The organism is Mycobacterium sp. ACS4054, assembly GCF_001667275.1.
In the GTDB taxonomy this organism is placed as follows: Bacteria; Actinomycetota; Actinomycetes; order Mycobacteriales; family Mycobacteriaceae; genus Mycobacterium.
Map to the genome: position 1 here is coordinate 21,268 of NZ_LZHV01000061.1, position 25,673 is coordinate 46,940.

Annotated in this window: 22 protein-coding genes; 13 read left to right on the top strand and 9 right to left on the bottom strand. The window is 67.2% G+C overall.

What is annotated here, in order from left to right:
* Positions 1-10: 10 nt before the first annotated feature.
* From A5730_RS18640 to A5730_RS18650, 3 genes are read left to right on the top strand one after another with little or no spacing between them, the layout of a single operon-like run.
* Complete coding sequence (locus A5730_RS18640) at positions 11-760, top strand: SDR family oxidoreductase (protein WP_067903546.1); 750 nt, start codon at positions 11-13, stop codon at positions 758-760.
* Positions 757-1,614, top strand: a complete 858-nt coding sequence (locus A5730_RS18645; protein WP_067903549.1) for an NAD(P)-dependent oxidoreductase — start codon at positions 757-759, stop codon at positions 1,612-1,614. The genes A5730_RS18640 and A5730_RS18645 overlap by 4 nt, the downstream gene beginning before the upstream one ends.
* Entirely contained in the window at positions 1,614-2,051 is a 438-nt protein-coding gene (locus A5730_RS18650; protein WP_067903552.1) for a carboxymuconolactone decarboxylase family protein, read from the top strand. The genes A5730_RS18645 and A5730_RS18650 overlap by 1 nt, the downstream gene beginning before the upstream one ends.
* Here A5730_RS18650 and A5730_RS18655 read toward each other — a convergent pair.
* Positions 2,048-5,368 (bottom strand): LuxR C-terminal-related transcriptional regulator, encoded by a 3,321-nt coding sequence (locus A5730_RS18655; protein ID WP_082946897.1) that lies wholly within the window; start codon positions 5,366-5,368, stop codon positions 2,048-2,050. The genes A5730_RS18650 and A5730_RS18655 overlap by 4 nt on opposite strands.
* Before the next feature lie 141 nt (positions 5,369-5,509).
* On the opposite strand from A5730_RS18655, the gene A5730_RS18660 reads away from it, so the two are divergent.
* Positions 5,510-6,697 (top strand): serine hydrolase domain-containing protein, encoded by a 1,188-nt coding sequence (locus A5730_RS18660; RefSeq protein ID WP_067903555.1) that lies wholly within the window; start codon positions 5,510-5,512, stop codon positions 6,695-6,697.
* Positions 6,698-6,704: 7 nt separating this feature from the next.
* Here A5730_RS18660 and A5730_RS18665 read toward each other — a convergent pair whose 3' ends face one another.
* Positions 6,705-7,790 carry an aldo/keto reductase gene (locus A5730_RS18665; RefSeq protein WP_067903557.1) on the bottom strand — a complete coding sequence of 362 codons (1,086 nt, stop codon included), beginning with the start codon at positions 7,788-7,790 and terminating at the stop codon, positions 6,705-6,707.
* A gap of 58 nt (positions 7,791-7,848) precedes the next feature.
* Between A5730_RS18665 and A5730_RS18670 the strand changes: the two genes are divergently transcribed.
* Together A5730_RS18670 and purD are read left to right on the top strand one after the other, a co-directional pair.
* On the top strand, positions 7,849-8,277 hold the full coding sequence (locus tag A5730_RS18670) for a MarR family winged helix-turn-helix transcriptional regulator (RefSeq protein WP_067903561.1): 429 nt from the start codon (positions 7,849-7,851) through the stop codon (positions 8,275-8,277).
* Positions 8,278-8,312: 35 nt separating this feature from the next.
* Positions 8,313-9,581 carry a phosphoribosylamine--glycine ligase gene (gene purD, locus A5730_RS18675; RefSeq protein WP_067903564.1) on the top strand — a complete coding sequence of 423 codons (1,269 nt, stop codon included), beginning with the start codon at positions 8,313-8,315 and terminating at the stop codon, positions 9,579-9,581.
* Here the strand turns inward: purD and A5730_RS18680 are convergent.
* Positions 9,578-11,161, bottom strand: a complete 1,584-nt coding sequence (locus tag A5730_RS18680) for a gamma-glutamyltransferase family protein (RefSeq protein WP_067903567.1) — start codon at positions 11,159-11,161, stop codon at positions 9,578-9,580. The genes purD and A5730_RS18680 overlap by 4 nt on opposite strands.
* Before the next feature lie 36 nt (positions 11,162-11,197).
* Positions 11,198-12,100, bottom strand: coding sequence for an alpha/beta hydrolase-fold protein (locus A5730_RS18685; protein WP_067903570.1), 903 nt, complete (start codon positions 12,098-12,100; stop codon positions 11,198-11,200).
* 73 nt (positions 12,101-12,173) lie between these two features.
* On the opposite strand from A5730_RS18685, the gene A5730_RS18690 reads away from it, so the two are divergent.
* Entirely contained in the window at positions 12,174-12,836 is a 663-nt protein-coding gene (locus tag A5730_RS18690; RefSeq protein ID WP_055401730.1) for a TetR/AcrR family transcriptional regulator, read from the top strand.
* On the opposite strand, the gene A5730_RS18695 is transcribed toward A5730_RS18690, so the two are convergent.
* Entirely contained in the window at positions 12,770-13,516 is a 747-nt protein-coding gene (locus tag A5730_RS18695) for a DUF429 domain-containing protein (RefSeq protein WP_067903573.1), read from the bottom strand. The genes A5730_RS18690 and A5730_RS18695 overlap by 67 nt on opposite strands.
* Positions 13,517-13,705: 189 nt before the next feature.
* Here A5730_RS18695 and purB point away from each other — a divergent pair, with 189 nt between their 5' ends.
* Genes purB through A5730_RS18710 form a run of 3 tightly spaced genes read left to right on the top strand, consistent with a single transcriptional unit; the run spans position 13,706 to position 17,378 of the window.
* The gene (gene purB, locus A5730_RS18700; RefSeq protein ID WP_067903576.1) at positions 13,706-15,124 is read left to right on the top strand and encodes an adenylosuccinate lyase; all 1,419 of its coding nucleotides are present in this window, start codon (positions 13,706-13,708) and stop codon (positions 15,122-15,124) included.
* On the top strand, positions 15,121-16,368 hold the full coding sequence (locus A5730_RS18705; RefSeq protein WP_067903579.1) for a cytochrome P450: 1,248 nt from the start codon (positions 15,121-15,123) through the stop codon (positions 16,366-16,368). The genes purB and A5730_RS18705 overlap by 4 nt, the downstream gene beginning before the upstream one ends.
* On the top strand, positions 16,365-17,378 hold the full coding sequence (locus A5730_RS18710; RefSeq protein ID WP_067903581.1) for a tellurite resistance/C4-dicarboxylate transporter family protein: 1,014 nt from the start codon (positions 16,365-16,367) through the stop codon (positions 17,376-17,378). Before A5730_RS18705 ends, A5730_RS18710 begins: the two co-directional genes overlap by 4 nt.
* On the opposite strand, the gene A5730_RS18715 is transcribed toward A5730_RS18710, so the two are convergent.
* On the bottom strand, positions 17,343-17,963 hold the full coding sequence (locus A5730_RS18715) for a hypothetical protein (protein WP_067903584.1): 621 nt from the start codon (positions 17,961-17,963) through the stop codon (positions 17,343-17,345). The genes A5730_RS18710 and A5730_RS18715 overlap by 36 nt on opposite strands.
* A 64-nt stretch (positions 17,964-18,027) precedes the next feature.
* On the opposite strand from A5730_RS18715, the gene A5730_RS18720 reads away from it, so the two are divergent.
* Together A5730_RS18720 and A5730_RS18725 are read left to right on the top strand one after the other, a co-directional pair.
* Entirely contained in the window at positions 18,028-18,915 is an 888-nt protein-coding gene (locus A5730_RS18720; protein WP_067903586.1) for a phosphoribosylaminoimidazolesuccinocarboxamide synthase, read from the top strand.
* A complete protein-coding gene (locus tag A5730_RS18725; RefSeq protein WP_067903589.1) occupies positions 18,912-21,062 on the top strand; it encodes a S9 family peptidase in 2,151 nt (716 codons plus the stop codon). Before A5730_RS18720 ends, A5730_RS18725 begins: the two co-directional genes overlap by 4 nt.
* Here A5730_RS18725 and A5730_RS18730 read toward each other — a convergent pair.
* Positions 20,991-21,437 carry a DoxX family protein gene (locus tag A5730_RS18730; RefSeq protein WP_067903591.1) on the bottom strand — a complete coding sequence of 149 codons (447 nt, stop codon included), beginning with the start codon at positions 21,435-21,437 and terminating at the stop codon, positions 20,991-20,993. The genes A5730_RS18725 and A5730_RS18730 overlap by 72 nt on opposite strands.
* A gap of 94 nt (positions 21,438-21,531) precedes the next feature.
* On the opposite strand from A5730_RS18730, the gene A5730_RS18735 reads away from it, so the two are divergent.
* On the top strand, positions 21,532-22,095 hold the full coding sequence (locus A5730_RS18735) for a TetR/AcrR family transcriptional regulator (RefSeq protein WP_067903593.1): 564 nt from the start codon (positions 21,532-21,534) through the stop codon (positions 22,093-22,095).
* A gap of 7 nt (positions 22,096-22,102) precedes the next feature.
* On the opposite strand, the gene A5730_RS18740 is transcribed toward A5730_RS18735, so the two are convergent.
* Together A5730_RS18740 and A5730_RS18745 are read right to left on the bottom strand one after the other, a co-directional pair.
* Positions 22,103-23,719, bottom strand: a complete 1,617-nt coding sequence (locus A5730_RS18740) for a DHA2 family efflux MFS transporter permease subunit (protein WP_067903596.1) — start codon at positions 23,717-23,719, stop codon at positions 22,103-22,105.
* 301 nt (positions 23,720-24,020) lie between these two features.
* Positions 24,021-25,640: a DHA2 family efflux MFS transporter permease subunit gene (locus A5730_RS18745; protein WP_067903598.1), complete on the bottom strand. Its 1,620-nt coding sequence runs from the start codon at positions 25,638-25,640 to the stop codon at positions 24,021-24,023.
* Between the last annotated feature and the right edge of the window lie 33 nt (positions 25,641-25,673).

The following is a 25,673-nucleotide window of genomic DNA, read 5'->3' on the forward strand; positions in this document are numbered from 1 at the left end:
GCTCGAGAGCATGCGGTTTGAAAACAAGGTCGCCATTGTCACCGGCTCGGGCGGCGGTATCGGCCAGGCCTACGCCGAGGCGCTGGCCCGCGAGGGCGCGGCGGTGGTGGTAGCCGATATCAATGCGGAGGCGGCCGAGGGGGTGGCCAAGCAGATCTCCGCCGACGGCGGCGCGGCCATCAGCATCCCGGTCGACGTGTCCGACCCGGCCTCTGCCAAGGCGATGGCCGATCGCACGCTGGCCGAGTTCGGCGGCATCGACTACCTCGTCAACAACGCGGCGATCTTCGGGGGTATGAAGCTGGACTTTCTGCTCACCATCGACCCCGAGTACTACAAAAAGTTCATGAGCGTCAATCTCGACGGGGCGCTGTGGTGCACCCGCGCCGTCTACAAGAAGATGGCCAAGCGGGGCGGTGGGGCGATAGTGAACCAGTCGTCCACCGCGGCGTGGTTGTACTCGAACTACTACGGCCTGGCCAAGGCGGGCGTGAACGGTCTGACCCAACAGCTTTCGCGTGAGCTGGGTGGCCAGAACATCCGGATCAACGCGATCGCGCCAGGGCCCATCGACACCGAAGCCAATCGGACCACCACCCCACAGGAGATGGTCGCCGACATCGTCAAGGGTCTTCCCCTGTCACGCATGGGAACCCCCGAGGACTTGGTCGGGATGTGCCTGTTCCTGCTTTCCGACGAGGCTTCGTGGATCACCGGGCAGATCTTCAACGTTGACGGCGGGCAGATAATCCGGTCATGACGAACGACTTGAAGCTCGGGTACATCGGCCTGGGCAACATGGGCGCACCGATGGCCACGAAAATGACCGAATGGCCGGGTGGCGTAACGGTGTACGACATCCGGACCGAGGCGATGACCCCGCTTGCCGAAAAGGGTGCCCGCCTGGCCGACGGCGTGGCCGACGTTGCCGCCGCGGACATCGTTCACATCACCGTCCTGGACGATGCGCAGGTGCGCGAGGTCATCGGTGAGCTGGCCGCGCACGCCAAGCCCGACACCGTCATCGCGATCCACTCGACGATCAGCGACACCACCGCCGTCGACTTGGCCCGCGAGTTGAAGCCTCGGGGCATACACATCGTGGACGCCCCGGTCAGCGGAGGCGCGGCGGCCGCCGCGAAGGGCGAGCTGGCCACCATGGTGGGGGCCGAGCGCGAGGTCTACGAACGAATCAAGCCGGCGTTCAAGCACTGGGCGGCGATGGTCGTCCACGCCGGGGAACCCGGTGCGGGTACGCGAATGAAGCTGGCCCGCAACATGTTGACGTTCACCTCCTACGTCGCTGCGTGCGAGGCGATGAAGCTGGCCGAGGCGGCCGGCCTTGACCTGCAGGCGCTGGGCCGGGTGGTGCGCCACACCGACGCGCTCACCGGTGGTCCTGGCGCCATCATGGTGCGCGAGAACATGAAAGACCTTGACCCGGAGAACTTTCTGTATCAGCCGTTCTTGCACACTCGCGGCCTGGGGGAGAAGGATCTGAGCCTGGCGTTGGCGTTGGGTGAGGCGATTTCGGTCGATTTGCCGCTGGCGCAGTTGGCATATGCGGGCCTGGCTGCCGGCCTCGGCGTGCCGCACACAGAGAAAGAGGCGTGATGGACGAGCTTCGCCGCAAGGGCCTGGAAAAGATGAACGAGGTCTACGGCTGGGAAATGCCCAACATCGAGGGCGACGCGTACTTCGATCTGACCGTCGACCATCTGTTCGGCAGCATCTGGACGCGACCGGGATTGTCGATGCGCGACAAACGCATCATGACGCTCACGGCGGTAACCGCGGTCGGAAATCGCGACCTGGCCGAGATCCAGATCAACGCCGCGCTGCTGAACGGGGAGCTCACCGAGACCGAGCTGAAGGAGATGGCCGTCTTCCTCACCCACTACCTCGGGTTCCCGCTGGGTTCCGCGCTGAACGGCGCCGTCGATGCCGTGGTGGCCAAGCGCAAGAAGGCCGCGGCCAAAGGGGCGGCAGAGGACAAGAAGGCCAATGTGGAAGATGCAGTGAAGATGCACCGGGGCAACGCTCGCGACTAGGGGTGGCGCGAGGCTTCCTGGGCGAGTTGCACTCTCGAGCTGAGGCCTAGCTTGGAGTAGACGTGGCCGAGGTGGGCTTGCACGGTGCGCGCGGAGACGAATAACCGCGCGGCAATATCCTTGTTCGGGAGTCCCTCGCTGACGAGCCGCACCACGTTGATCTCCGCGGGGGTCAATGAATCCCAGCCGGCTGCCGGCCGTTTGCGCTCGCCGCGTCCGCGTCTCGCATAGGCGATCGCTTCGTCGATGGACATGGCTTCACCTTCGGCCCATGCTTCCTCGAATGCGTTGTCGCCCATAGCCGCACGCAGCTCAGCCACCGACGCGTCATGCGACGCTTCGTAGATTTTGAAGCGCACGTACCCGCGGCGAAGGCGATCTGCCTGCGCCGCTCCGAACAGGCGAGCGGCTTCTTGGTGGTTGCCAGCGTCGGCGGCAAGGGTCGCGAGGCACTCGAGCACCTCAGGAAGTAGCCATCGACCGTTGCCACTGACCGAGCCCGTCAGGGCCTCGCAGGCGTCACGCTCGGCCAGGTTGCGATCGCGCTGCGCGATCGCGACGCGCGCACGAGTCACGTGCGCTTGAACTAGATGCAAACCAGTGGCTACGGCGACGACTTCGTCGGCGAAGCGCCGTGCCGCTTCCAGATCGCCCTGCGCGAGCGCAAGTTCCGCGATTGGGACGACATTGACAACCGCCAGTCGAGGCTGGATGTCCATCAGTTGCCGCGCTCTCTCAACGGCACCGGCCGCCGCCTCTAGATCACCCGCGGCTAGCGTCGCGACGGCCAAGGCGGCGTACGCAAAGCCCTGGTTGAAGGCGCCGAGGTCGGCCGCCGCCTCCACGCCGGCGGTCGCGGCGTTTTGGGCCGCGCTCGTGTCACCCGACCAGGCGAGCAGGTGTCCCAAACTGATCAGGCTGCACATCCTCCACATCTGGTCGTTCGCGGCTTCCGATTCGACGGCCAGGGAACGGAATTCAGCGACGGCTCCGGCGAGATCCCCCTCCCACTGCCGTGCCAGGGCAACGCACCAGCGGCACCCACGTGAGCTGTACCCGTCACCGATGGCGTCGGCGACATGACGGCCTTCTTCGCCTGCCGCGCGCGCCGCGATCGCGTCACCCTTTCCGGTTACCGCCGCAAACGCCTGGTAAGCCAGGATCTGGCTGAGGCTCCAGTCGTCGCCCAATGCGCGGGCGAGGCCGAGCGCCTCGTCAAAGTATGGGCCCGCGGCCTCGGGGTCGTAGGCAGCGATGAGCCCGCAACCGGCAAGCGCCCGCACAAGCAAGGCCGGGTCACCGACCTCACGCGCGATCGCGAGAGCCTCCAACGCCTCGACGTCGTCGTAAATACTCTGGGCGGCACCGAGTGTGGCTTTGTCGGCGAGCGCTCGAGCGCGAACTGCGGGTGGCAGATCGATACGGTGCGAAGTCGCGTCGCCGAGTGCAGCGTCGAACCACGCCATCCCCTCCTGGACGCGCCCCCGGGTGACCCATAGCGGGTGCAATGCCGACGCGAGCTGCAACGCCGTTGCGATTTCTGCATTTTCTCGACACCACGCGAATGCAGACCGCAGGTTGTCGATCTCGGTTTCGGCAAGCTCGACGCGCCGTTGATGGCCCGAGCGGCCGGGAGTGTCCAGCAGGGTCGCCGCCTTGGTGTAGTGATCGCGGTGGCGGGTGCGAACCGCGTCGGCTTCGCCGGATTCGCTCAGCTTCTCAAGAGCGTATTGGCGGACCGTCTCCAGCATTCGGTAGCGCGTCCCGAAGTCGCTGTCGTCGGCCACGACGAGCGACTTGTCGATGAGCAATGTCAGCTGATCGAGGGTCTGGTAGCGCTCGATGTCGCTGTCGGCGCACACGGCCTGCGCCGCATCAAGGTCGAATCCACCCATGAAAACCGCGGCCCGGCGGAACAGGACACGTTCGGGCTCGGTCAACAGCGCATGTGACCAATCGACCGAAGCCCGGAGTGTCTGTTGTCGGCGCACGGCCGTTCGCGCTCCGCCGGTCAGCAGCCGGAAACGGTTGTGCAGGCTGTCGAGAATCTGCACTAACGAGAGCGCCCTAACCCTTGCGGCAGCAAGCTCTATCGCCAGCGGTATGCCGTCGAGGCGCCGGCAGATCTCGGACACCGTTTCCGAGTTCTCCTCGTTCACAACAAAGTCAGCCCGCACCCGGCGCGCGCGGTCGGTGAACAGCGCGACAGCCTCACCGGCCAGCGACAGGGAGGGCACCGCCCACGCGACTTCGCCCGCCACTCGGATCGGCTCACGGCTGGTGGCGAGGATTGTCACCGCCGGGCAAGTCGCCAGCAGCGCAGCGGTTAGCGAGGCACACGCGTCGATCAGGTGCTCGCAGTTGTCCAAGACGATGAGCATGTGCCGACCGGCGATCACCCGGGTGAGCGTGTCCATCGTCGAGCGGCCGGCCTGGTCGGGCAACCCAAGCGCGCGAGTCGCCGCAACCGGTACGGTGTCGGCTTCGGCGATCGGCGCCAGATCCACGTACCACACTCCGTCGGCGAAATCGCTCTCCATCTCGTCCGCGACCTGCACTGCCAAACGTGTCTTGCCGACGCCACCCGCCCCGGTCAATGTCACGAGCCGGTTCTCGCCGACGATCTGCCGCACGGTCTTCATTTCGGCGCCGCGGCCGACGAAGCTCGAAAGTTGAGGCGGAAGATGTTGTTTTCCAGTCGTTTTCGATGCGCGCAGGGGTGGGAAGTCATTGCGGAGGCCGGCGTGACACAACTGCGTTACCCGCTCGGGCCGCGGCAGGTCCCGCAACGGGTGGGTGCCCATATCAAGCAGCCATGTTTCGGCAGGGAGCGCGTCGGCGATCAGATCACTTGTCGTAGCTGACAGGACCGTCTGGCCCCCGTGAGCCAGATCGCGCAGCCGCGCGGTCCGGTTGATGGTCGGCCCGACATAGTTTGCTTCGTCCCGCAGTCGCACTTCGCCGGTATGGAGCCCGATCCGAAGGCTGATTGGCGCGAGCGGCGTGAGCTGCAGCCGCAGCGCAAACGCGACCGCGTCGCTGGCACGGGCGAAGGCTACGACGAAGCTGTCACCCTCGCCTTGCTCCACCGGGCGCACCCCCCTGTACTCGTCCACCAGGTCCGACACCGCGCGGTCCAAGCGCGCGACAGCGGCGCTCATTTCGTCGGGCTGGGTCTGCCAGAGCCGCGTCGAACCCTCGACGTCTGCGAGCAGCAACGTCACCGTTCCAGTCGGGAGCTCGCTCAGGCCCAAGTCGCTCCAGTTCGATAGCGGCGTTTCGGTGCGCCGGTCGGTCTCAGTCATGTTAGCCAGCATGCGTCGTCTGCACGGCCCAATCATCAGCCGAACCGCCTAGATGCCCGCCCGCATGCATTCGGTTGGTCTAGGCCAATTGGCCGATGCGTTAGGCCGTCGGGAGGCCCCATAGTGACCTGGTCGGAGTCAAAGGAGATAGGGATGAACACAACCACCTCGATCGATGCCCACTTCACGACGGGGGTTCTGCACGGCCACTACGACAGTCGCTTCGAGGATCTGGTCGCGGCCCTCGCCGACGAGGTCACGACCGGCGGCGAGCTCGGTGCCGCGATCGCCATCGACGTCGACGGCGAGCTCGTCGTGGACATCTGGGGCGGGCACGCCGACAGGGCGAGAACCCGCGAATGGTCGCAAGACACCATCGTCAACGTCTTCTCCAGCACGAAGAACGTGACCGCCCTGGCGGCATTGATGCTCGTCGACCGTGGCCTACTGGACCCGTTCGCTCCCGTCGCCAGGTACTGGCCCGAGTTCGCCGCCAACGGCAAGCAGGACATCGAGGTGCGCCACATCCTGAGCCACACCTCCGGGGTGTCCGGCTGGGAGATGCCCTTTTCCCTCGAAGACGTCTACGACTGGGACAAATCCACTTCGCAGCTGGCCGCCCAGACACCGTGGTGGGCACCCGGCACCGCGTCCGGCTACCACGCCGTGACCATCGGCCACCTGGTCGGTGAACTCGTCCGGCGGATCACCGGCACGACTCTGAAACAGTTTGTGCGAGAGCAGATCGCCGAGCCGCTGGGCGCCGACCTGCAGATCGGCGCCCGGCCGGAGGACGATCACCGAATCGCCGAGCTGGTGCCGCCCCCGCCGCTGGACGTGCCGCTGGACGCGGTCCCCCACGATCACCCCATGTACAAGACGTTCGCCGCAATTCCCCCCACGCCGGAGGCCGCGCTGGCGGCGGAGACGACCGCGTGGCGCCGCGCGGAGATCGGCTCGGCCAACGGGCACACCAACGCGCGCTCACTGGTTCGCGCCCTATCGCCAATTGCTTTGGGCGGCAGAGCCAATAGCGTACGGATCCTAGGGTCCGACGCCATAGACCTGATCTTCCAGGAGCAGGCCAACGGCACCGATCTGGTGCTGGGCATGCCTGCGCGGTGGGGCATCGGCTTCGCCCTGCCCCACGCCGAGGCCGTGCCCGACATCCCCAACGAAAGAGTCTGTTACTGGGGCGGTTGGGGCGGGTCAATGGCGGTCATGAACCCCGACCGCCGCACGACGTTCGCGTATGTCATGAACAAGATGGGGCAAGTCACGTCGGCCGGCACCGATCGGACGCGCAGATACGCGCGGCTGATCTACGAGGGACTCGGCTGACGGGTAATCAGTAAGGCCGCCCACCTTCGGGCATCACGTACTCGGAGATCGGTGCGGATACACCGTTGACCGACGTCCCGCCGTTGAGAATGCCCGGCGCCATCTCCAGCATGTTGTTCGGAAAACCGAACTTCGGCCTGGTCAGCTCATCGAGCCGGGTTAGTTCGTCGGCGCTCAGGCTCACGTCGACGGCGCGGAGGTTGTCGTCCAGTTGGGAGAGCCTGCGCGCCCCGATGATCACGGACGAGACCGCTGCCTGCGCGTGCACCCAAGCCAGCGCCACACTGGCGACGGTCGTTTGATGGGCCTTCGCGATGGTCTCGAGTTCGTCGATCAGCGCGTAGGTATTCTCGTTCAGGAAGGCGTTGACCATCGCGCCACGGTCGGCGTCCCGCCCGCCGGCATTGGCCCGGGTGTACTTGCCGCTGAGCACGCCACCCTTGAGCGGCGACCACGGTGTGATGCCGAGGCCGAATTCGGACGCCATCGGAACCAGTTCCTGTTCGATCGAGCGTTCCAGCAGCGAGTACTCGACCTGCAGGCCGACGAAACTCGACCAGCCGCGGAACTTAGCAATCAGGTTGGCCTGGGCGATCTTCCACGCCGGGGTGTCCGAGACGCCGATGTAGCGCACCTTGCCCGCGCGAACCAGGTCGTCGAGCGCCGCCATCGTTTCGTCGATTGGCGTGTTCGCGTCCCAGATGTGTAGCCAGTACAGGTCGATGTAGTCGGTTTGCAGACGCCGCAGCGAGTTTTCGCACGCGTTGATCAGCGACTTGCGGCCGGAGCCGCCACCGTTGGGATCGCCCGGGTACAAGTTGCCGCTGAACTTGGTGGCGATGACCAGCCGATCCCGGCGGCCGGCGTCGCGCCCGATGTGATCGCCGATGATCTTCTCGGAGTGGCTTCGGGTGTAGAAATTGGCGGTGTCGATGAAGTTACCGCCGAGGTCGGTGTATCGATCGATGATCTGTTGGGACTCTTCCACACTGGTGCCCCAGCCGAGGTCCTCGCCGAACGTCATGGCGCCCAGGCACAACGGGCTGACGCGTAGGCCAGAGCGTCCGAGTGTCACGTACTGATCCAGGGGCATAGAGGCCGCTTTCTGGTAACTTGTTCGATTATGTTTTTGTACATCTCTAAACTAGTTCATGTCTGAACGATCTGGCAAGTCGGCGGCGGTCGACGCCGCCAGAATCTGGTCGCTGAACTACCGGGTGCTGCTGTCGGTCATCTCGTGCGCCGAGGCTGACATCTGCGCACTGGGACTCGAGTCCAAGGAGTTGTTCCTGCTCGCGGAAATCGACGAGCACCCCTACCCGGCCGAACTCGCGGCAACGTTGAGCATGCCCAAGGCGACGGTCACGGTTTACCTCAAACGGCTCGAGGCCGCCGGCTTCGTGCGTCGCGAGATCGACGCCACCGATCTGCGGCGTCATCGACTGCTGCTCACGCCGGCCGGGCGCAAAGCCGCCACCGACGGCCTGGCGTTGCTGTCCGCCGAGTTCGACAAGCGTCTCGGCCGCCTCACTGTCGCGCAGCGAAAAGACCTGAAGAATCTCCTCGAAAAGATCCTGTAGGCGTTTGGCGTTTGCCCGGGCTAGTCTGACGTGTCGTGCGAGTCCTGGTGATCGGTTCGGGTGCCCGAGAACATGCGCTGCTGCTGGCGCTTCGGAAAGACCCGCAGGTCACGGCGCTATCCATTGCTCCCGGCAACGCCGGCACCGCCCGGGTGGCCGAGCAGCACGACGTCGACATCACCTCGAGCGAGGACGTCGTCGCCCTGGCGCGCGACGTCCGGGCCGACCTGGTGGTCATCGGTCCCGAGGTGCCGCTGGTGCTGGGCGTGGCCGACGCCCTGCGAGCCGCCGGTGTCGTCTGCTTCGGGCCCGGCAAGGACGCCGCGCGCATCGAGGGTTCCAAGGCCTTCGCCAAAGAGGTGATGGCCGCCGCGGGCGTGCGCACGGCGGACAGCGAAACCGTCGACAGCCCCGCCCATTTGGACGCCGCGCTGGACCGGTTCGGGCCGCCGGTCGGCGACCCGGCCTGGGTGGTCAAAGACGACCGGCTTGCCGCCGGCAAGGGCGTGGTGGTGACCGCGGATCGCGGTGTCGCACGAGCGCACGCCGCCGGGCTGCTCGAGGCGGGCCACCCGGTGCTGTTGGAGTCGTTTCTGGACGGACCCGAGGTGTCGCTGTTCTGCGTGGTCGACGGCGAAACCGTGGTGCCGTTGCTGCCGGCGCAGGATTTCAAGCGTGTCGGCGACGGCGATACCGGGCCCAACACCGGCGGCATGGGCGCTTACGCGCCCGTCGCGTGGCTTCCCGACGAGGTGTACCGGGACATCGTCGGTAATATCGTCGAACCCGTTGCGGCCGAGATGGTTCGGCGCGGCAGCCCGTTCAGCGGGCTGCTGTACGTCGGGCTGGCGATCACCGGCAACGGGCCGGCCGTGGTCGAATTCAATTGCCGCTTCGGCGATCCCGAGACCCAGGCCGTGCTGGCGCTGCTGGAATCGCCGCTCGGGCAGCTGCTGTACGCGGCCGGTACCGGCAAGCTGGCCGACTTCGGTGAGCTGCGCTGGCACGAGGGAGCGGCCGTGACGGTAGTGCTGGCGGCGGAGAACTATCCCGGCCGTCCCCGGGTCGGGGATGTGGTCGCCGGCTCCGAAGTCGAGGGGGTGCTGCACGCGGGCACGGCGCGGCGCGACGACGGCGAGGTCGTGTCGTCGGGCGGCCGGGTGCTGTCGGTGGTGGGTACCGGCGCCGACCTCGCCGCGGCGCGGGAACGAGCATACGAGCTGATGCGTTCGATCCGATTGCCGGGCAGCCACTTTCGCGGCGACATCGCGCTGGCGGCCGCGGAGGGCAAGATCAGCGTCTAGCAGCCCGCGGCCTGGCCGTCGCGGCGAGGGTCGCTCGCCGCAAGATACCCGCCGTCCAGGCGCCAGATCGCCTGGCAGCTGCCGAACTGGTTGTAGTCGTCGACGGCGACCAGGTCGTGTCCGCGCAGCCGAAGCTCGTCGAGCGTCGCCCGCGGGAAGCCCTTCTCGCAAGCGACCTGCAAGCCCTGGACCCACCGGAACCGTGGTCCGTCGCACGCGGCCTGCGGATTCTGGCCGTGATCGGCGATGCGCACCATCACCTGCGTGTGCCCCTGCGGTTGCATCGTTCCACCCATCACTCCGAAGCTCATCACCGCGGCGCCATCCTTGGTGACGAAACCCGGGATGATGGTGTGGTAGGGCCGTTTTGCCGGCCCCACCCGGTTCGGATGGCCTTCGGCCGCAGCGAAATTCGCACCGCGGTTCTGCAACGATATGCCGGTGCCGGGCACCACGACGCCGGATCCGAACCCCATGTAGTTCGACTGGATCATCGACACCATCGTCCCCGCGGCGTCGGCCGCGGTCAGATACACGGTTCCCCCGCTCGGGGCGCCCGCGGACGCCGGCATCGCCCGCGCGCGATCGATCAGCGCCGCGCGCCGCCTCAGGTATTCGTCGTCCAGCAGGCGCTCGGGTCGCACCGGCATGTATTCGATGTCGGCGACGTAGGCCTGCGCGTCGGCGAAGGCCAGCTTCACCGCCTCGATCTGCAGGTGCACGCTGTCGGCGGAATCGACTGGGAGCGAGGCCATGTCGAAGTGTTGCAGGATTCCCAGGGCGATCAGGGCCACGATGCCGTGGCCGTTGGGCGGAATCTCGTGCACGGTGTACCCGCGGTAGGTGGCGCTGATGGTCCCCACCCAGTCGGCACGGTGAGCGGCGAGGTCGTCCGCCCGCATCGCGCCGTCGTTAGCGCTGGCGTGCGCTTCGAGTTGGGCGGCCAGCTCGCCGCGGTAGAACGCCTCGCCGTTGCTCGCCGCGATCTTTTCGAGCGTGGTCGCCTGCTCGGGGAAGCGAAACCGTTCACCGGGTTTCGGCGCCCGGCCGGCGGGCATGAACGCCGGGGCGAATCCCGGCTGCTTCTCGAAGAGCGGCACTTGCGCTGCCCATTGCTGCGCGACGATCGGCGAGACCAGGAAACCGTTGCGGGCGTAGTGGATTGCGGGTTCGAAGAGCCTTTCGAACGGGAGCTTGCCGAACTTGGCATGCAACTCGGTCCATGCCGACACCGCGCCGGGCACGGTCACCGCGTTCCAGCCGACCGCCGGAACGGCATTGCCGCCGAAGTATTCCGGTGTCCAGGCCACGGGCGAGCGGCCGGACGCGTTCAGGCCGTGCAGCTGACGGCCGTCCCACACGATGGCGAAGGCGTCCGAACCGATGCCGTTGGACACCGGCTCCACCACGGTGAGGGTGATGGCGGTGGCGATGGCCGCGTCCACCGCGCTGCCGCCCTCGGCGAGCACCCGCAGGCCGGCCTGGGCGGCCAGCGGCTGTGACGTGCACACAACGTTTTCCGCCAGGATGGGCTTTCGCGGCCACGCGTAGGGGAAATCCCAGTCGAACGGTGCGGTCACCTTCGCGAGCGTAACGCCACACCCGCGGGTCCGAAATCACGCCGCCAACAGCGGCGCCATCCACGTCAGCTCGGCCGGCAGTTGGGAACTCCAGAACTCGCCGTTGTGACCGCCGGGCGAGAAGCCGCCCGCCGGCGGATGGGGCAGTTGCGCGATGAACTGCTTGGTTGCGGCGAAGAACGGATCGCTGTCGCCGCAATCGACGCGAATGGGAATGGAGCCCAGCGCCGGCATCCCGAACACCGAGTTCGCCGCGAAGTCGTCGGGCCCGTCGAACGCCCCGGGTGCCGCCGCGCCCGAGGAGAGCCACAGGGCGGGACTGACCGCGCAGATCGCCGCGGTGCGCGCCGGGCCCAGCCGCCCGCCGAGCAGCAGCGCGCCGTAGCCGCCCATCGACCAGCCCAAAAACGCCAGCCGGGAGGTGTCCAGGCCCTGGGTGCTCAACATCGGGATCAGCTCGTCGAGCACCATGGCCCCGCTGTCCTCGCCGGACGCCCTCTTGTGCCAATAGCTGCCGCCACCGTCGACGGCGACCACCGCGAACGGCGGCAGCCCCGCGTTGACGGCCTGCGCCAGGCCCTGTTCGACCCCGCCGGCCATCACCGTCGACGCGTCACTGCCCTTGCCGTGCAGCGCGATCACCGGCCGCAGCGGCTTGGTCTGACCGGGTGGCCGGGCGATGGCCCAGTTGGTGTTGATTCCGCCGCGCGCCGCCGAGACGAAGGAGCCCGTCACCATCGTGGGCGCCGGCTGACCCGGCGGAGCGGGTTCGAGGGGCGCCGGTGGCGGTGGCGCCAGCGGCGCCCGGGTGCCGGCCGGCGACGGCATGGCCTGAGACGGTCGCGGCTTGAGCAGGATGTCGAGCGCATACGCGCCCGCCGCACCGGCGCCGAGGCCCATCAGGGCACGGCGGCTCAAGTCGGGCATGCCGGCCATCATGCCACGTTGGTTTGGCGAAGCGTTTGGCGGAAATGGCAATGCAGTACCACTTTGGCTGGCACGATGGCTACTCGTGACGGCAGCAGTCACTCCCAAGGGAGAACGTCGACGGTATGCGCTCGTGAGCGCCGCCGCCGAGCTGCTTGCCGAAGGCGGCTTCGAGGCGGTGCGGCACCGCGCGGTCGCCCGGCGGGCCGGACTGCCGTTGGCGTCTACGACGTATTACTTCTCGTCCCTTGACGATTTGATCGCACGCGCCGTCGAACACATCGCGATGATCGAAGTGGCGCAGTTGCGGTCGCGGGTCACCGCGTTGTCCCGCCGCCGCCGCGGACCCGAGACCATCGCCGAGGTGTTGGTCGACCTGCTCGTTGGGGACGTGTCCAGTCCCGGACTGAGCGACCAATTGATCTCGCGCTACGAGCGACACATCGCGTGCACGCGGTTGCCCGCGTTGCGCGAAACCATGCGTCGCAGCCTGCGACAGCGCGCCGAGGCCGTGGCCGAAGCCATCGAGCGCTCGGGCCGGACGGTGCACATCGAGCTGGTATGCACGCTGATCTGCGCGGTCGACGGCTCGGTGGTGTCCGCCTTGGTCGAGGGACGCGACCCCCGCGCCGCGGCACTGGGAACGGTGGTCGACCTCATCGACGTGCTTGCACCCATCGATCAGCGGCCCGTGCGGTCCGCGGGCAGCGATGGCGTCACGATGTATCCCGTGGCGAAGTCGCCGTAAATCGTCACCTCCGCCGGGCGACGCTGCGCGTAGAGCGCCACATAGGCGCAGACGACCGCGTCGACCGGATCCTCGGCGCGGCGCAGCTCGCTTTTGCGCTCAGCTGTGGTTACGCGGTTGCGCAACCGAAGCCAATCGTCATGGCCCGACACGTGTAGGGGCACCGCGGCGTGCGCGAGTTTCTCGATGCCGTCCATCAGCAAGAGCAGCTCGGATTTGAGCTGCTCGAGGCCCCGGCCCGGCTTCGCCTTGTACTTCAGTGTTCGCTCCAGCCGAAACAGCACCACGGTCGCCGGATGGGGGTAGACCTCGATGGCGCGCCGCGGGGCCGCTGACCGGGGATCCATGTCGAGCCCCATCGCGTGCGCCAGGCGCGCCGCGCGCGGCCCGTCGGCGAACTCGGGCTTTGCGGTGTTGGCCGGGTGCGCCCCGGCTTGGAACCTGCGAAAGTCGCGGTTTAGCGCCGCTTCCGCGGGACGCTGGCCGGTCGGGTTGGTCACCACCAGCGGCGCGTCGAAGCCAACGAGGCAACTTCCCTGCACATAGGGCGACAACGCGGCCAGCACCGCGGCGTCGTCGCCGGCGGCACCGACGTGCACGAGGCGGCCAACGTCGTCGACGACCGCCACCCCGGTGGGGTTGCGCCCGGCCCAGGCCAGATCGACGCCCGCGAAGTACATCCCGCACAGGATATGGCGCCGCTTTGAGTCACATCGGTCCCATTGGCCCCAATTTCCGGCGGGATCGGTGAAGTGCCCGCCTCACAGCGGCAATTCGGCGACGAGGTGGGCCGACGGGTGTGCGGGCCGATGGCACCAATGTGACCGCAAGCCGGTCAGCGGGGGAGGCCGATCGTAAGCTCTATGTCTGTGAGCATTCCGAACGTCCTGGCCGCCCGGTACGCCAGCGCGGAGATGGTCGCGATCTGGTCGCCGGAGGCCAAGGTGGTCGCGGAGCGCCGGCTGTGGCTCGCGGTGTTGCGGGCCCAGGCGGAACTCGGGATCGATGTGCCGTCGGAGGCCATCGCCGACTACGAGCGGGTGCTCGAGGACGTCGATCTCGCCTCGATCGCCGGCCGCGAACGGGTGCTGCGCCACGACGTCAAGGCCCGCATCGAAGAGTTCAACGCCCTGGCCGGTCACGAACACGTGCACAAGGGGATGACCAGCCGCGACCTCACCGAGAACGTGGAGCAGCTGCAGATCCGGCGGTCCATGGAATTGGTGTTCTCCCATGGCATTGCGGTGGTGGCGCGGCTCGCCGAGCGCGCGGTCGCCTACCGCGACCTGGTGATGGCCGGACGCAGCCACAACGTCGCCGCGCAGGCCACCACGTTGGGCAAGCGGTTCGCGTCGGCCGCGCAAGAGACGCTTGTCGCCCTCACCCGGCTGCGGGAGTTGATCGACCGCTACCCGCTGCGCGGCATCAAGGGCCCGATGGGCACCGCGCAGGACATGCTGGACCTGCTGGACGGCGACGCGGCCAAACTGGCCGAACTCGAGCGACGGGTCGCCCAATTCCTCGGTTTCGCAACGGTTTTGACCAGCGTCGGGCAGGTCTATCCGCGTTCGCTGGACCACGACGTGCTCTCCGCCCTGGTGCAGCTCGGTGCCGGGCCGTCGTCGATGGCCCACACCATCCGGCTGATGGCCGGGCATGAACTGGTCACCGAGGGATTCGCGGAGGGCCAGGTCGGGTCGTCGGCGATGCCGCACAAGATGAACACGCGCAGCTGCGAGCGCGTCAACGGGCTGCAAGTGGTGCTGCGCGGCTACGCCTCGATGGCCGCCGAGCTGGCCGGCGCCCAGTGGAACGAGGGCGACGTGTTCTGCTCGGTGGTGCGCCGAGTCGCCTTGCCGGACAGCTTCTTTGCCATCGACGGTCAGATCGAGACGTTCCTGACGGTGCTCGACGAATTCGGCGCCTACCCCGCGGTGATCACCCGCGAGCTGGACCGCTACCTGCCGTTTTTGGCCACCACCAAGGTGCTCATGGCCGCGGTGCGTGCGGGCGTCGGGCGCGAGGCGGCGCACCACGTGATCCGCGAACACGCGGTCGCGACCGCCCTCGCCATGCGGGAACACGGCGCGGAACCCGATCTCCTGGACCGGTTGGCCGCCGACGAGCGGCTGCCGCTGGACCGGGCCGCCCTGGATGCCGCGCTGGCCGACAAGAAGGCGTTCATCGGCGCCGCCGGCGACCAGGTGGACGAGGTGGCCGCCATGGTCGACGCGCTGGTGAGCCGTTACCCGGACGCCGCCAAGTACGCCCCGGGTGCGATCCTGTGACCCTCGCCGGCGCACTCGCGGGGATCGACTTCACCGATCTGGACAACTTCGCCAACGGCTTTCCGCACGACCTGTTCGCCATCCACCGCCGCGAGGCGCCCGTGTACTGGCACGAGCCCACCGACAACACACCGGACGTCGAGGGCTTCTGGTCCGTCGCCACGTACGCGGAAACGCTTGAGGTACTGAAGGATCCGGCGACGTACTCCTCGGTCACCGGCGGGGCCCGGCCGTACGGTGGCACGCTGCTGCAGGATCTGGCCATCGCGGGCCAGGTGCTCAACATGATGGACGACCCGCGTCACTCGCAGATCCGCCGGCTGGTCAGCTCCGGCCTGACGCCGCGAATGATCCGGCTGGTGGAAGACGATCTGCGGGCGCGGGCGCGTCGACTGCTGGATGCGGTGGTGCCCGGCGAGCCGTTCGACTTCCTGGTCGACATCGCCGCCGAGCTGCCGATGCAGATGATCTGCATCCTGCTGGGAGTGCCTGAGTCCGAACGCCATTGGCTGTTCGAGGCCATCGAGCCCCAGTTTGATTTCGGTGGTTCACGCAAGGCGTCCCTTTCTCAGCTATCGGTCGAAGAGGCCGGATCGCGGATGTACGCTTACGGCCAGCAGTTGATCGCGGCGAAGCGGGCGGAGCCGACCGACGACATGCTGTCGGTCGTGGCCAACGCGATGGTCGACGATCCGGATGCGCCATCGCTTTCGGATCTCGAGCTCTACCTGTTCTTCAGCCTGCTGTTCAGCGCGGGCGCGGAGACGACGCGCAACGCGGTCGCCGGGGGGCTGCTGGCGCTGGCCGGCCATCCGGAGCAACTTCGGGCGCTGCGTGCCGATCTCGACTCGCTGCCGACGGCCGTCGAGGAGATCGTGCGGTGGACGTCGCCGTCGCCGTCCAAGCGACGCACCGCCACGCGTGACTCCGCTCTGGGCGGGCAGACCATCGAGGCGGGACAGAAGGTTCAGGTCTGGGAGGGCTCCGCGAATCGCGACGCCGGCGTGTTCGAGCGCGCCGACGAGTTCGACATCACCCGAAAGCCCAACCCGCATCTGGGTTTTGGGCAGGGCGTGCACTATTGCCTGGGTGCCAACCTGGCGCGACTGGAACTGCGTGTGCTCTACGAGGAGTTGTTCTCCCGCTTTGGTGCGGTGCGGGTTGTCCGGCCCGTCGAATGGGCCCGCAGCAATCGGCATACCGGAATTCGGCACCTGGTGGTGGAGCTCGTCGAGGGGCGGTGACGATCCGACGCGCCGATGTCGCGCCGACACCGGACATCTTCGCCGCGGTGATGGCGACCGGGATCTTGTCGATCGCCGCGCGCAACCACCGCTACAGCTGGATCAGCGACGCGCTGGGCGTGCTCGCCACCGTCGGCCTGGTCTTGCTGGCGGCCGTGGTGGCCGTTTTCGTTGGGCGCCGCGGGGTGCGCTGGGATCTGAAGGACCCCGACGTCACCCTTCGGTTGTTCACCTTCGTCGCCGCGTGCGCGGTGATCGACACCCGTTTGTCGTCGAACGTGTGGGTGGTGCGGGTGCTCGGCGCGGTGGGCCTGTGCTCATGGCTGGTGTTAATCGGGCTCAGCGCGCGAAACATGCTGGCGTGTCGGTTCACGGCGCTGCGTGACCAAGCACATGGGGCGTGGGAACTGGCCAGCGTGGGAACGTCCGGGTTGGCCATCGTGATAGCGCGGGCGGCAGCTCACACCGGCCATCGCTGGTGGCTGGCCGTTGCCGTGCTGCTCTGGGTGGCGGCGATCGGCATCTACGCATTGATTACCTGGCTGATGCTCTGGCGGGTCGTCAACGAGCGGCAGGACCGCGACGGGTTCGAGCCCGACAGCTGGATCCTGATGGGCGGCATGGCGATTGCGACCCTGGCCGGTGACAACGTCGGGTCGCTGGCCCCCGCGTGGCTTGCCGGGCCGGTGCGGGCGGCCACGATCGTGACGTGGGTGGTGGCCACCCTGTGGATACCGCCGCTGATCTACTTCGGCCTGCACCGGATCAGCCGGCGCCCCAGCATGTTGCACTTCGCCGGCGTCTGGTGGGCGTTCGTGTTCCCGTTGGGCATGTATTCCGCCGCCAGTTACGCCATGGCCGTCGAAATCTGCCAGCGGTCGTTGCTCACGGTCTCGCTGGTTTTCTTCTGGGATGCGTTGGCGGCGTGGCTGGTTGTCGCCGTCGCCGGGCTGCTGCTGCTCGGGCGCGCGGTCTTACCGTCCGCCGATCGAGATGCCGGCCGCCCGTAGCTCGAGCGCGGCCAGCGCCCGGATGGTGACCGGATCTTCGCGCCGCCACCCACCGACCGGGTCCGCGCCGACGGCGGCGAGTTGTCCCGGCGGCCGGTTCGTCAACGCCCGCAGGGCAAGCAGCTGCTCGCCGGCCGGGGTGGCGGCCAGCGCGGTAACCGTCAACTTGCGCCGAAAGAACCGCAGCCGCAGCAGAAGCCACGGCACATCCGCCACGAGGATCGGGACGGCGGCGATGGCCATCGCCAGCAGGATCGCCAACCAGCTGGCGGTCGAGTCAAGGTCGTGGCCCGCGCCCGCCAGGTCGAGAGCGGCCTGGCTGGCGGAGTTCAGTGGCTTGCTGACGGCGTCGCCCACCACGGGAATGTGCTGGGCGCCGTGCCCGGCGGAGGCCAGATTGCCGGCGATGCCGTGCGCGCCGCTCTCCACCTGCCGGCCCGCCTCGGCGATCGTCGAGACGGCGTCGTAGACGGCCAGGCCGACGAGCAACCAGAGCGCCGTCCACAAGGTGATGGCGAAGTCGCTGAGCAGCTGGGCCATCAGCCGGCCCGGCCGGGTGGAGTAGGGCAAGAACCGCGGTGTCATGTTTTCGATCCCAGCACAGCTCCCGCCACAAGTCCCGTGTCCAGGTGACCGATAGGCTGGCCCGATGCGCCCTGCACTGTCCGACTACCAGCACCTGGCCAGCGGCAAGGTCCGCGAGATTTATCGCGTCGACGACGATCACCTGCTGCTGGTCGCGACCGACCGGATCTCGGCGTACGACTACGTCCTGGACAGCACGATCCCGGACAAGGGCCGCATCCTGACCGCGATGAGCGTCTTCTTCTTCGGTCTGGTCGACGCCCCCAATCACTTGGCCGGGCCGCCGGACGACCCGCGCATCCCGGAGGAGGCGCTGGGGCGCGGCCTGGTGGTGCGGCGGCTGGACATGCTGCCCGTGGAGTGCGTGGCGCGCGGTTACCTGACCGGGTCGGGTTTGCTCGACTATCAGGCGACGGGCAAGGTCTGCGGCATCACCCTGCCGCCCGGCCTGGTAGAGGCCAGCAAGTTTTCCGAACCGCTGTTCACGCCGGCAACCAAAGCCGCGCTGGGCGACCACGACGAGAACATCTCGTTCGACAGGGTGATCGAGTTGGTGGGTGGCGTGCGCGCCAACCAGCTGCGCGACCGCACGCTGCAGACTTACGTTCAGGCCGCCGATCACGCGCTGACGAAGGGAATCATCATCGCCGACACCAAGTTTGAATTCGGCACCGACGCACGCGGCAACCTGTTGCTGGCCGACGAGATCTTCACCCCGGATTCCTCGCGATACTGGCCCGCCGAGGACTACCGGGTCGGGGTGGTGCAGACGAGTTTCGACAAGCAGTTCGTCCGCAACTGGCTCACCAGCCCCGAGTCCGGCTGGGACCGCCACGGCTCGCAACCACCACCGCCGTTGCCCGAAGACATCATCGACGCCACACGGGACCGTTATATCGATGCCTACGAACGCATTTCGGGTCTGCGCTTCGGCGACTGGATCGGCGCATGACGCAAACACCCGTGCCGCCGGTCGCCAAGCGGCAGGAGACCCGCCGCCAGCACCATGGGGACGTCTTCATCGATCCCTATGAATGGTTGCGCGACAAGTCCAGCCCCGACGTCATCGCCTACCTCGAGGCGGAGAACGACTACGTCGACCAGATGACGGCGGATCTGGAACCGCTGCGGCAGAAGATCTTTGATGAGATCAAGGCGCGTACCAAGGAGACCGATCTTTCGGTTCCGACGCGGCAGGGCGACTGGTGGTACTACGCCCGCACGTTCGAGGGGAAGCAGTACCGGGTTCAGTGCCGTTGCCCGGTAAGCGATCCCGATGACTGGGATCCGCCGGCTTTGGAAGAGGACACCGAAATTCCCGGCGAGCAGATCCTGCTGGATTCCAACGCCGAGGCGCACGGCCACGAATTCTTCGCGCTCGGTGCCGCCACCGTGAGCCTGGACGGGAATCTGTTGGCGTATTCCGTCGACACCCTCGGCGACGAACGCTATACGCTGCGCTTCAAGGACTTGCGCACCGGCGACGTGTATCCGGACGAGATCGCCGACATCGGGGCGGGTGCGACTTGGGCGGCCGACAATCGGACCGTCTACTACCTGACCCTGGATGCGGCCCACCGACCGGACAAGGTCTGGCGCTACCGCGTGGGTTCGGGTGAACCGTCAGAACTGGTGTATCACGAGGCGGACGAACGGTTTTGGCTCGGCGTGGGGCTGACCCGGAGTGAGGCCTACGTGTTCATCGCGTCGGGTTCCTCCATCACCTCGGAATTCCGGTACGCCGAAGCCGCGGATCCGCATGCGGCGTTCACCGTCGTGCTACCCCGGCGGGAAGGCATCGAGTACGCGGTCGAGCACGCCGTGGTCGGCGGCCAGGACCGGTTCTTGATCCTGCACAACGAGGACGCGGTGAACTTCACGTTGACCGAGGCGCCCGTCAGCGACCCCACCCGGCAGCGCACGCTCATCGGTCACCGCGACGACGTCCGGCTCGACGGCGTGGACGCCTTCGCCGGCCATCTGGTGGTCAGCTACCGGCGCGAGGCGTTGCCGCGGCTCCAGGTGTGGGACATCGACTCCGACGGCGAATACTCGGAGCCCGAGGAGATTACGTTCGACTCCGAGCTGATGTCGGCCGGCCTCGCCGGCAACCCGAACTGGGATGCGCCCAAGCTGCGGATCAGGGCGGGGTCGCTAGTCGTCCCGGCCCGGGTATACGACATCGACTTTGCCACCGGCGAACGGACGTTGCTGCGCGAGCAACCCGTGCTCGGCGGTTACAGCACCGCCGATTACGTGGAGCGGCGCGATTGGGCGACCGCGGACGACGGCACCCTAGTCCCAGTGTCCATCGTGTACCGTGCCGGCATCGAATTCCCGTCTCCTGCACTGCTTTACGGGTACGGAGCCTACGAAATCTGCACCGATCCGAGCTTCTCCATTGCGCGGCTGTCGCTGCTGGACCGCGGCATGGTGTTCGCCATCGCCCACGTCCGCGGCGGCGGTGAGATGGGGCGGCCGTGGTACGAGCACGGCAAGCTGTTGGAGAAGAAGAACACCTTCACCGACTTCGTCGCGGTGGCAAGGCATTTGGTGGACACCGGAGTCACCCGGCCGCATCAGCTGGTCGCGCTGGGTGGTAGCGCGGGGGGCTTACTGATGGGGGCGGTCGCCAACCTGGCGCCGGACCTCTTCGCGGGAATCCTCGCCCAGGTCCCGTTCGTCGACCCGCTGACCACCATCCTGGACCCTTCTTTGCCGCTGACCGTCACCGAATGGGACGAATGGGGAAACCCATTGCAGGACAAGGACGTCTACGCCTACATGAAGTCATATTCGCCCTACGAGAACGTCGAGGCCAAGCGGTATCCGGCCATCCTGGCGATGACCTCCCTGAACGACACCAGGGTCTACTACGTGGAACCCGCGAAGTGGGTGGCGGCCCTGCGGCATGCCAACGCAGACGGCAGTCCGATCCTGCTGAAGACCCAGATGAACGCCGGGCACGGCGGAGTCAGCGGACGCTATAAGGCGTGGCAGGAGACCGCGTTCCAATACGCCTGGTTACTAGCTGCCGCCGACGGCCACCACGGTGGCGGCGGCCAGGAAGACGATCTCGGCGGCGATCCGCAAGGGTAGCCGCGTCGTCATCGACTTGGGTGGGTCGGGCATTCCGGCCGCGTAGAGGTTGGCCGGAAACATGGCCAGCATCAACGCCAGCAGGCAAAGCGCCGCGACGACGCGGGTGGCCGGCAGCAACAGGCCCACCGCCCCGAGCAGCTCCAGCACGCCGGTGACGGTGACCAACAGGCCCGGCGCCGGCAAGCGGGGCGGCACGATGGCCACCAGGTCCGCCCGCATCGGTGGGGCGAAGTGCGCGATCCCGGTCAACACGAACATCACGGCCAGGCCGACGGCTATCGCAGCGGTCCAGCTGTTGACATAGGTAAGGCCGGCCCAGCCGACAAGTCGAGCGACGAGGCTGGCTGCTAACAGCACGATCAAGGGTGCCATCACACCCTCCTAATCTAGGCAGTGACAAGTTCTGGTGGCGCCAAGGTACCGCCCCTATCTAGCCACTGTCAAGATCGACCGCTATGCTGGCGACATGCCACGTTCGACCTACCATCACGGGGACCTGCGCGCCGTGATCCTGGCGGAGGCCGCCCGGCTGGTTGCCGAGCGGGGCGCGGACGGCCTGTCGCTGCGCGAACTGGCCCGGGGCGCGGGGGTGTCCCACGCCGCGCCCGCGCACCACTTCACCGACCGGCGGGGCCTGTTCACCGCGCTGGCGATCGAGGGTTTCCAACTGCTGGCGGCCGCCCTGATCGAGGCGCGAGGCGACTTCGCCGATGCGGCCCTCGCCTACGTGCGCTTCGCCATCGATCACCCCGGGCATTACGAGGTCATGTTCGACAAGTCGCTGCTCGACGCGTCGAATGCCGAACTGATCGCCGCCGAGGCCGGCGCCGGGGCCGAACTAGCCCGCGGGGTGGCGACGCTGGAGGATCCCAACGCCCGAGCCGATCCCACGGGCGCCCAGTTGGCGGCATGGTCGCTGGTGCACGGCTTCGCGACGCTCTGGATCAACGGTGCCGTCAGCGATCAGGTACGTGCGGCCGACCCGGCGGACGCGGTGCGGCGGATCACCGCGATGGTGTTCAAGGCATAGATGCGCGTTACGCGTCGAGGGCCTGGATCGTGGCCTTCTTGGGCAGGAACGCCGCCGGGATGATGGTCGACACGATCAACACGACGGCCAGCACGAACACCACCGTGTAGGCGTGCGAAAGACCGTGGCTGACGACGCTCGCGAAATCGGGGTTGAGGCTTTGCCGCGGAATCGCCGACGGGTCGACCGGCACCCCGCGGTGGCTGGCGTCCTGCTGCATCGCCGCCAGCTTGTTGGCCGCGAGGATGTGGTCGTTGCGGTTGAACTCGTTGGTGAGGATCACCGCCATCAGCGAGGCTCCGATCGAGCCGCCGACCTGCTGATTGACGGTGATCAGCGTCGTACCGCGGGCGACCTGGCTGGGCTTCAGCGCCTGCAGGACCGTCGAGGAGATCGGCGTCGTGGTGCAACCGATACCCATGCCCATGATCAACAGCCCGGCGAACAGCATCGGGGTGTAGTCGGCCTGTCGTGAGACGCCGAAGGTGAAGATCCCCAGGCCCAGCGCCATCAGCGGCAGCCCAAGCAGCACCACCTTGCCGGACCCGTGTTTGTCCGTGAACGCGCCGGCAAAGGGCAGCGTCAATACGGCGCCGATCCCCACCGGGACCATGCGCATTCCCGACTGCATCGGCGTCTCGTGCAGGACGAGCTGGAAATAGCTGGGAAGAAGCACCCCGGTGCCGACGAAGGCGACGGAGAACACCAGCAAGGTGATGTTGGCGTGGGTGACCACGCGGTTCTTGAACAACCTCAAGTCGATGAGCGGATGGTCGGCGCGATACCAGGCGTGGAAGGCGAACGCGACCATCAGCGCCAAGCCGAGGATCATCGGCCCTAGGACATAGCTGTCGGCGATCGTGCGCCGCCCGGGGATCGACGACACCCCGGCCAGGAAGATTGCCGCGCCGGGCGACAGCAGCAAGAGCCCGACGACGTCGAGGGTTTCCGACCGAGCGGGGCGATCCTTCGGGAACATCACCGCAGCGAGGGCCACCGCTACCAGCCCGACCGGAATGTTGATCAAAAAGATCGACTTCCAGCCGTAAGCGCCCACCAGCCAGCCGCCCAAGACCGGCCCGCCGATGGGGCCGAGCAGGATGGGAATTCCCCCTACCGCCATCAGCCGGCCGACGCGTTTCGGGCCCGCCTCGTGGGTCAAGATGACGAAGCTCAGGGGCACCACCATGCCGCCCCCGATGCCCTGCAGCACCCTGAAGATGATGAGCAGCAAGATGTTTGGCGCCAGCGCGCAGAGCAGTGAGCCGGCGGTGAACGCCAGAACCGACCCCATGAAGAGCCGTTTGGTGCCGAACCGGTCGGCCGCCCACCCCATCAAGGGGATCACCGTGGCGAAAGCCAGCATGTACCCGGCGATCGTCCAGGACACGATGGCCTGGGTGGAGTTGAACTGCGCGATGAACGTGCGTTGCGCGACGGCCACGGCGGTGTTGTCCATGATCGCCATCACGCAGGCCAGGCCGCACACGCCGGCGATCTTGAGCAACTTCGCGTCGAGCTTGTCGGGGTATTCGCGTGCGTCCGAGCCCGGTTGCACCGGGACACCGGGCAAAGGCACACGGGAAGCCGCGCTAAGTGGCTTCTCCGTGGCGTCGCTCAACATGTCGGTACCATATCGAGATTGTTCCCGCCGCCACCGGCTTTTATGCTTATTCGCTTTTCGGCTCCTTTTACACTTTCGCCAACAGCGCCGGCTCAGGTTCTCAGCTCGACCGACGAATCCATACCCGATGAGCTCTTTGGAAAACGACCCGAGACCCTTGCACCGATCGTCGTAGCGATCGGCGGCGGCGCCCCCCGAAGCAACGGCCCGCGCTACCCGCTTGATGTTTGCGCGTGCTTCACCATACTCGATTCGAGTGCCCGCGCCGGTGAGTTCGCCGGCGCGATCGGAAGTTGGCGACCTATCCCGCCACTGTCTGGGTTGCCGGCTGCTTCGGAAGAAACGACGCCGGGATAAATGTGGTCAACACCAAAACGACCGCCACCACGAATACCGCCGTGTACGCGTGGGCGAGGTCGTGCAGCAGGTGGGCCGAGAAGTCGGGGGCCAGCGTCTGCCGCGGAACGGCCGCGGTATCCAGCGGGAGGTTGAGGCGGGCCGCACTCTGCTGCAGCGCCGCGAGTTTGTTCGCGGCGACGATGTTGTCACTCCGGTTGAACTGGTTGGTCAGGATCATCGACATCAGCGCGGTGCCCATCGATCCACCCACCTGATGGCTGACGCTCATCAGCGTCGTCCCCCGGGCGATCTGGTGCGGGGCGAGCGCCTGAACCGCCGCGACGGACAGTGGCATCATGGTGCAGCCCATGCCGAGGCCCATGATCGTCAGCGCGACGAGCAGCGTGGGCGCGTAGTTGGCCTGCTTGGCGACGCCGACGGCGAAGGTGCCCAAGCCGGCGGTGATCAGCACGATGCCGACCAGCAGGATCTTGCCGGGCCCCTGCCGATCGACCAACGGTCCGGTCAGCCGCATGGTCAGCATGGCGCCGAGCCCCTGGGGAATCATGTGCAAGCCCGCCTGCATCGGCGTCTGGTGCAGCGCCTGTTGGAAGTAGCTGGGCAGCAGCAGGGCGGCACCGAAGAAAGCGGTCGCGAACACCACCATCGTGATGTTGGCGTGGGTGAGCACCGGGTTGCGGAACAGCCGCAGGTCGATGAGGGGGTGATCGGCGCGACGCCACGCGTGCGCGACGAAGGCGGCGATCAGCGCCAGGCCGACGGCCGCTGGTACCAACACGTGGCGGTCGGCGACGGTGCCGCGGTAGGGGACGGACGACACCGCGAACAGGAAGGTGGCCAGGCCCGGGGACAGCAGCAGGACACCGACCAGATCGAACGTCTCCGACCGTGCCGGATGATCCCGGGGAAAGATGACCGCCGCGAGGACGATGGTGAGTAACCCGATCGGCAGGTTGATCAGAAAGATCCACCGCCAGCTCGATGTGCCGATGAGCCAGCCGCCCAGGATGGGGCCACCTATCGGTGCCAGCAGCATCGGGATGCTCAGGATCGACATGAGGCGGCCGAGGCGCCGGGGACCCGCTTCGCGGGTCATGATCATGAAACCCAGCGGCAGCAGCATGCCGCCACCGATGCCCTGCACTGCCCGAAAGACGATGAGTTGCAGGATGTTCGAGGCCAGCGCGCACAACAGGGAGCCCAGGGCGAAGGCCAGCACGGAGCCCATGAAGAGCCGTTTGGTGCCGAAGCGGTCGGCCGCCCACCCGGTGACCGGGATGACCGTGGCCAACGCCAGGGTGTAGCCGGTCATGGTCCAGGCGACGACGGCCTGCGAGGAGGCGAACTGGTCGATGAAGGTGCGCTGCGCGACGCTGACGACGGTGACGTCGATGATCGCCATGACGGTGGCCAGGATGCACACGCCGGATATCCGCAACAGGCCGGCGTCGAGCTTGTCGGGATAGTCCCGCTCGCCCGCGCCCAGCTGCGGGGCGGGGACGTAGGGCAGCGGGGTGTCGGCCGCTGCGTACGGGGCCTGATCCATGGCGTTGCTTAGCATATCGAACCGATCGCATTCCCCGACCTCTGGGAA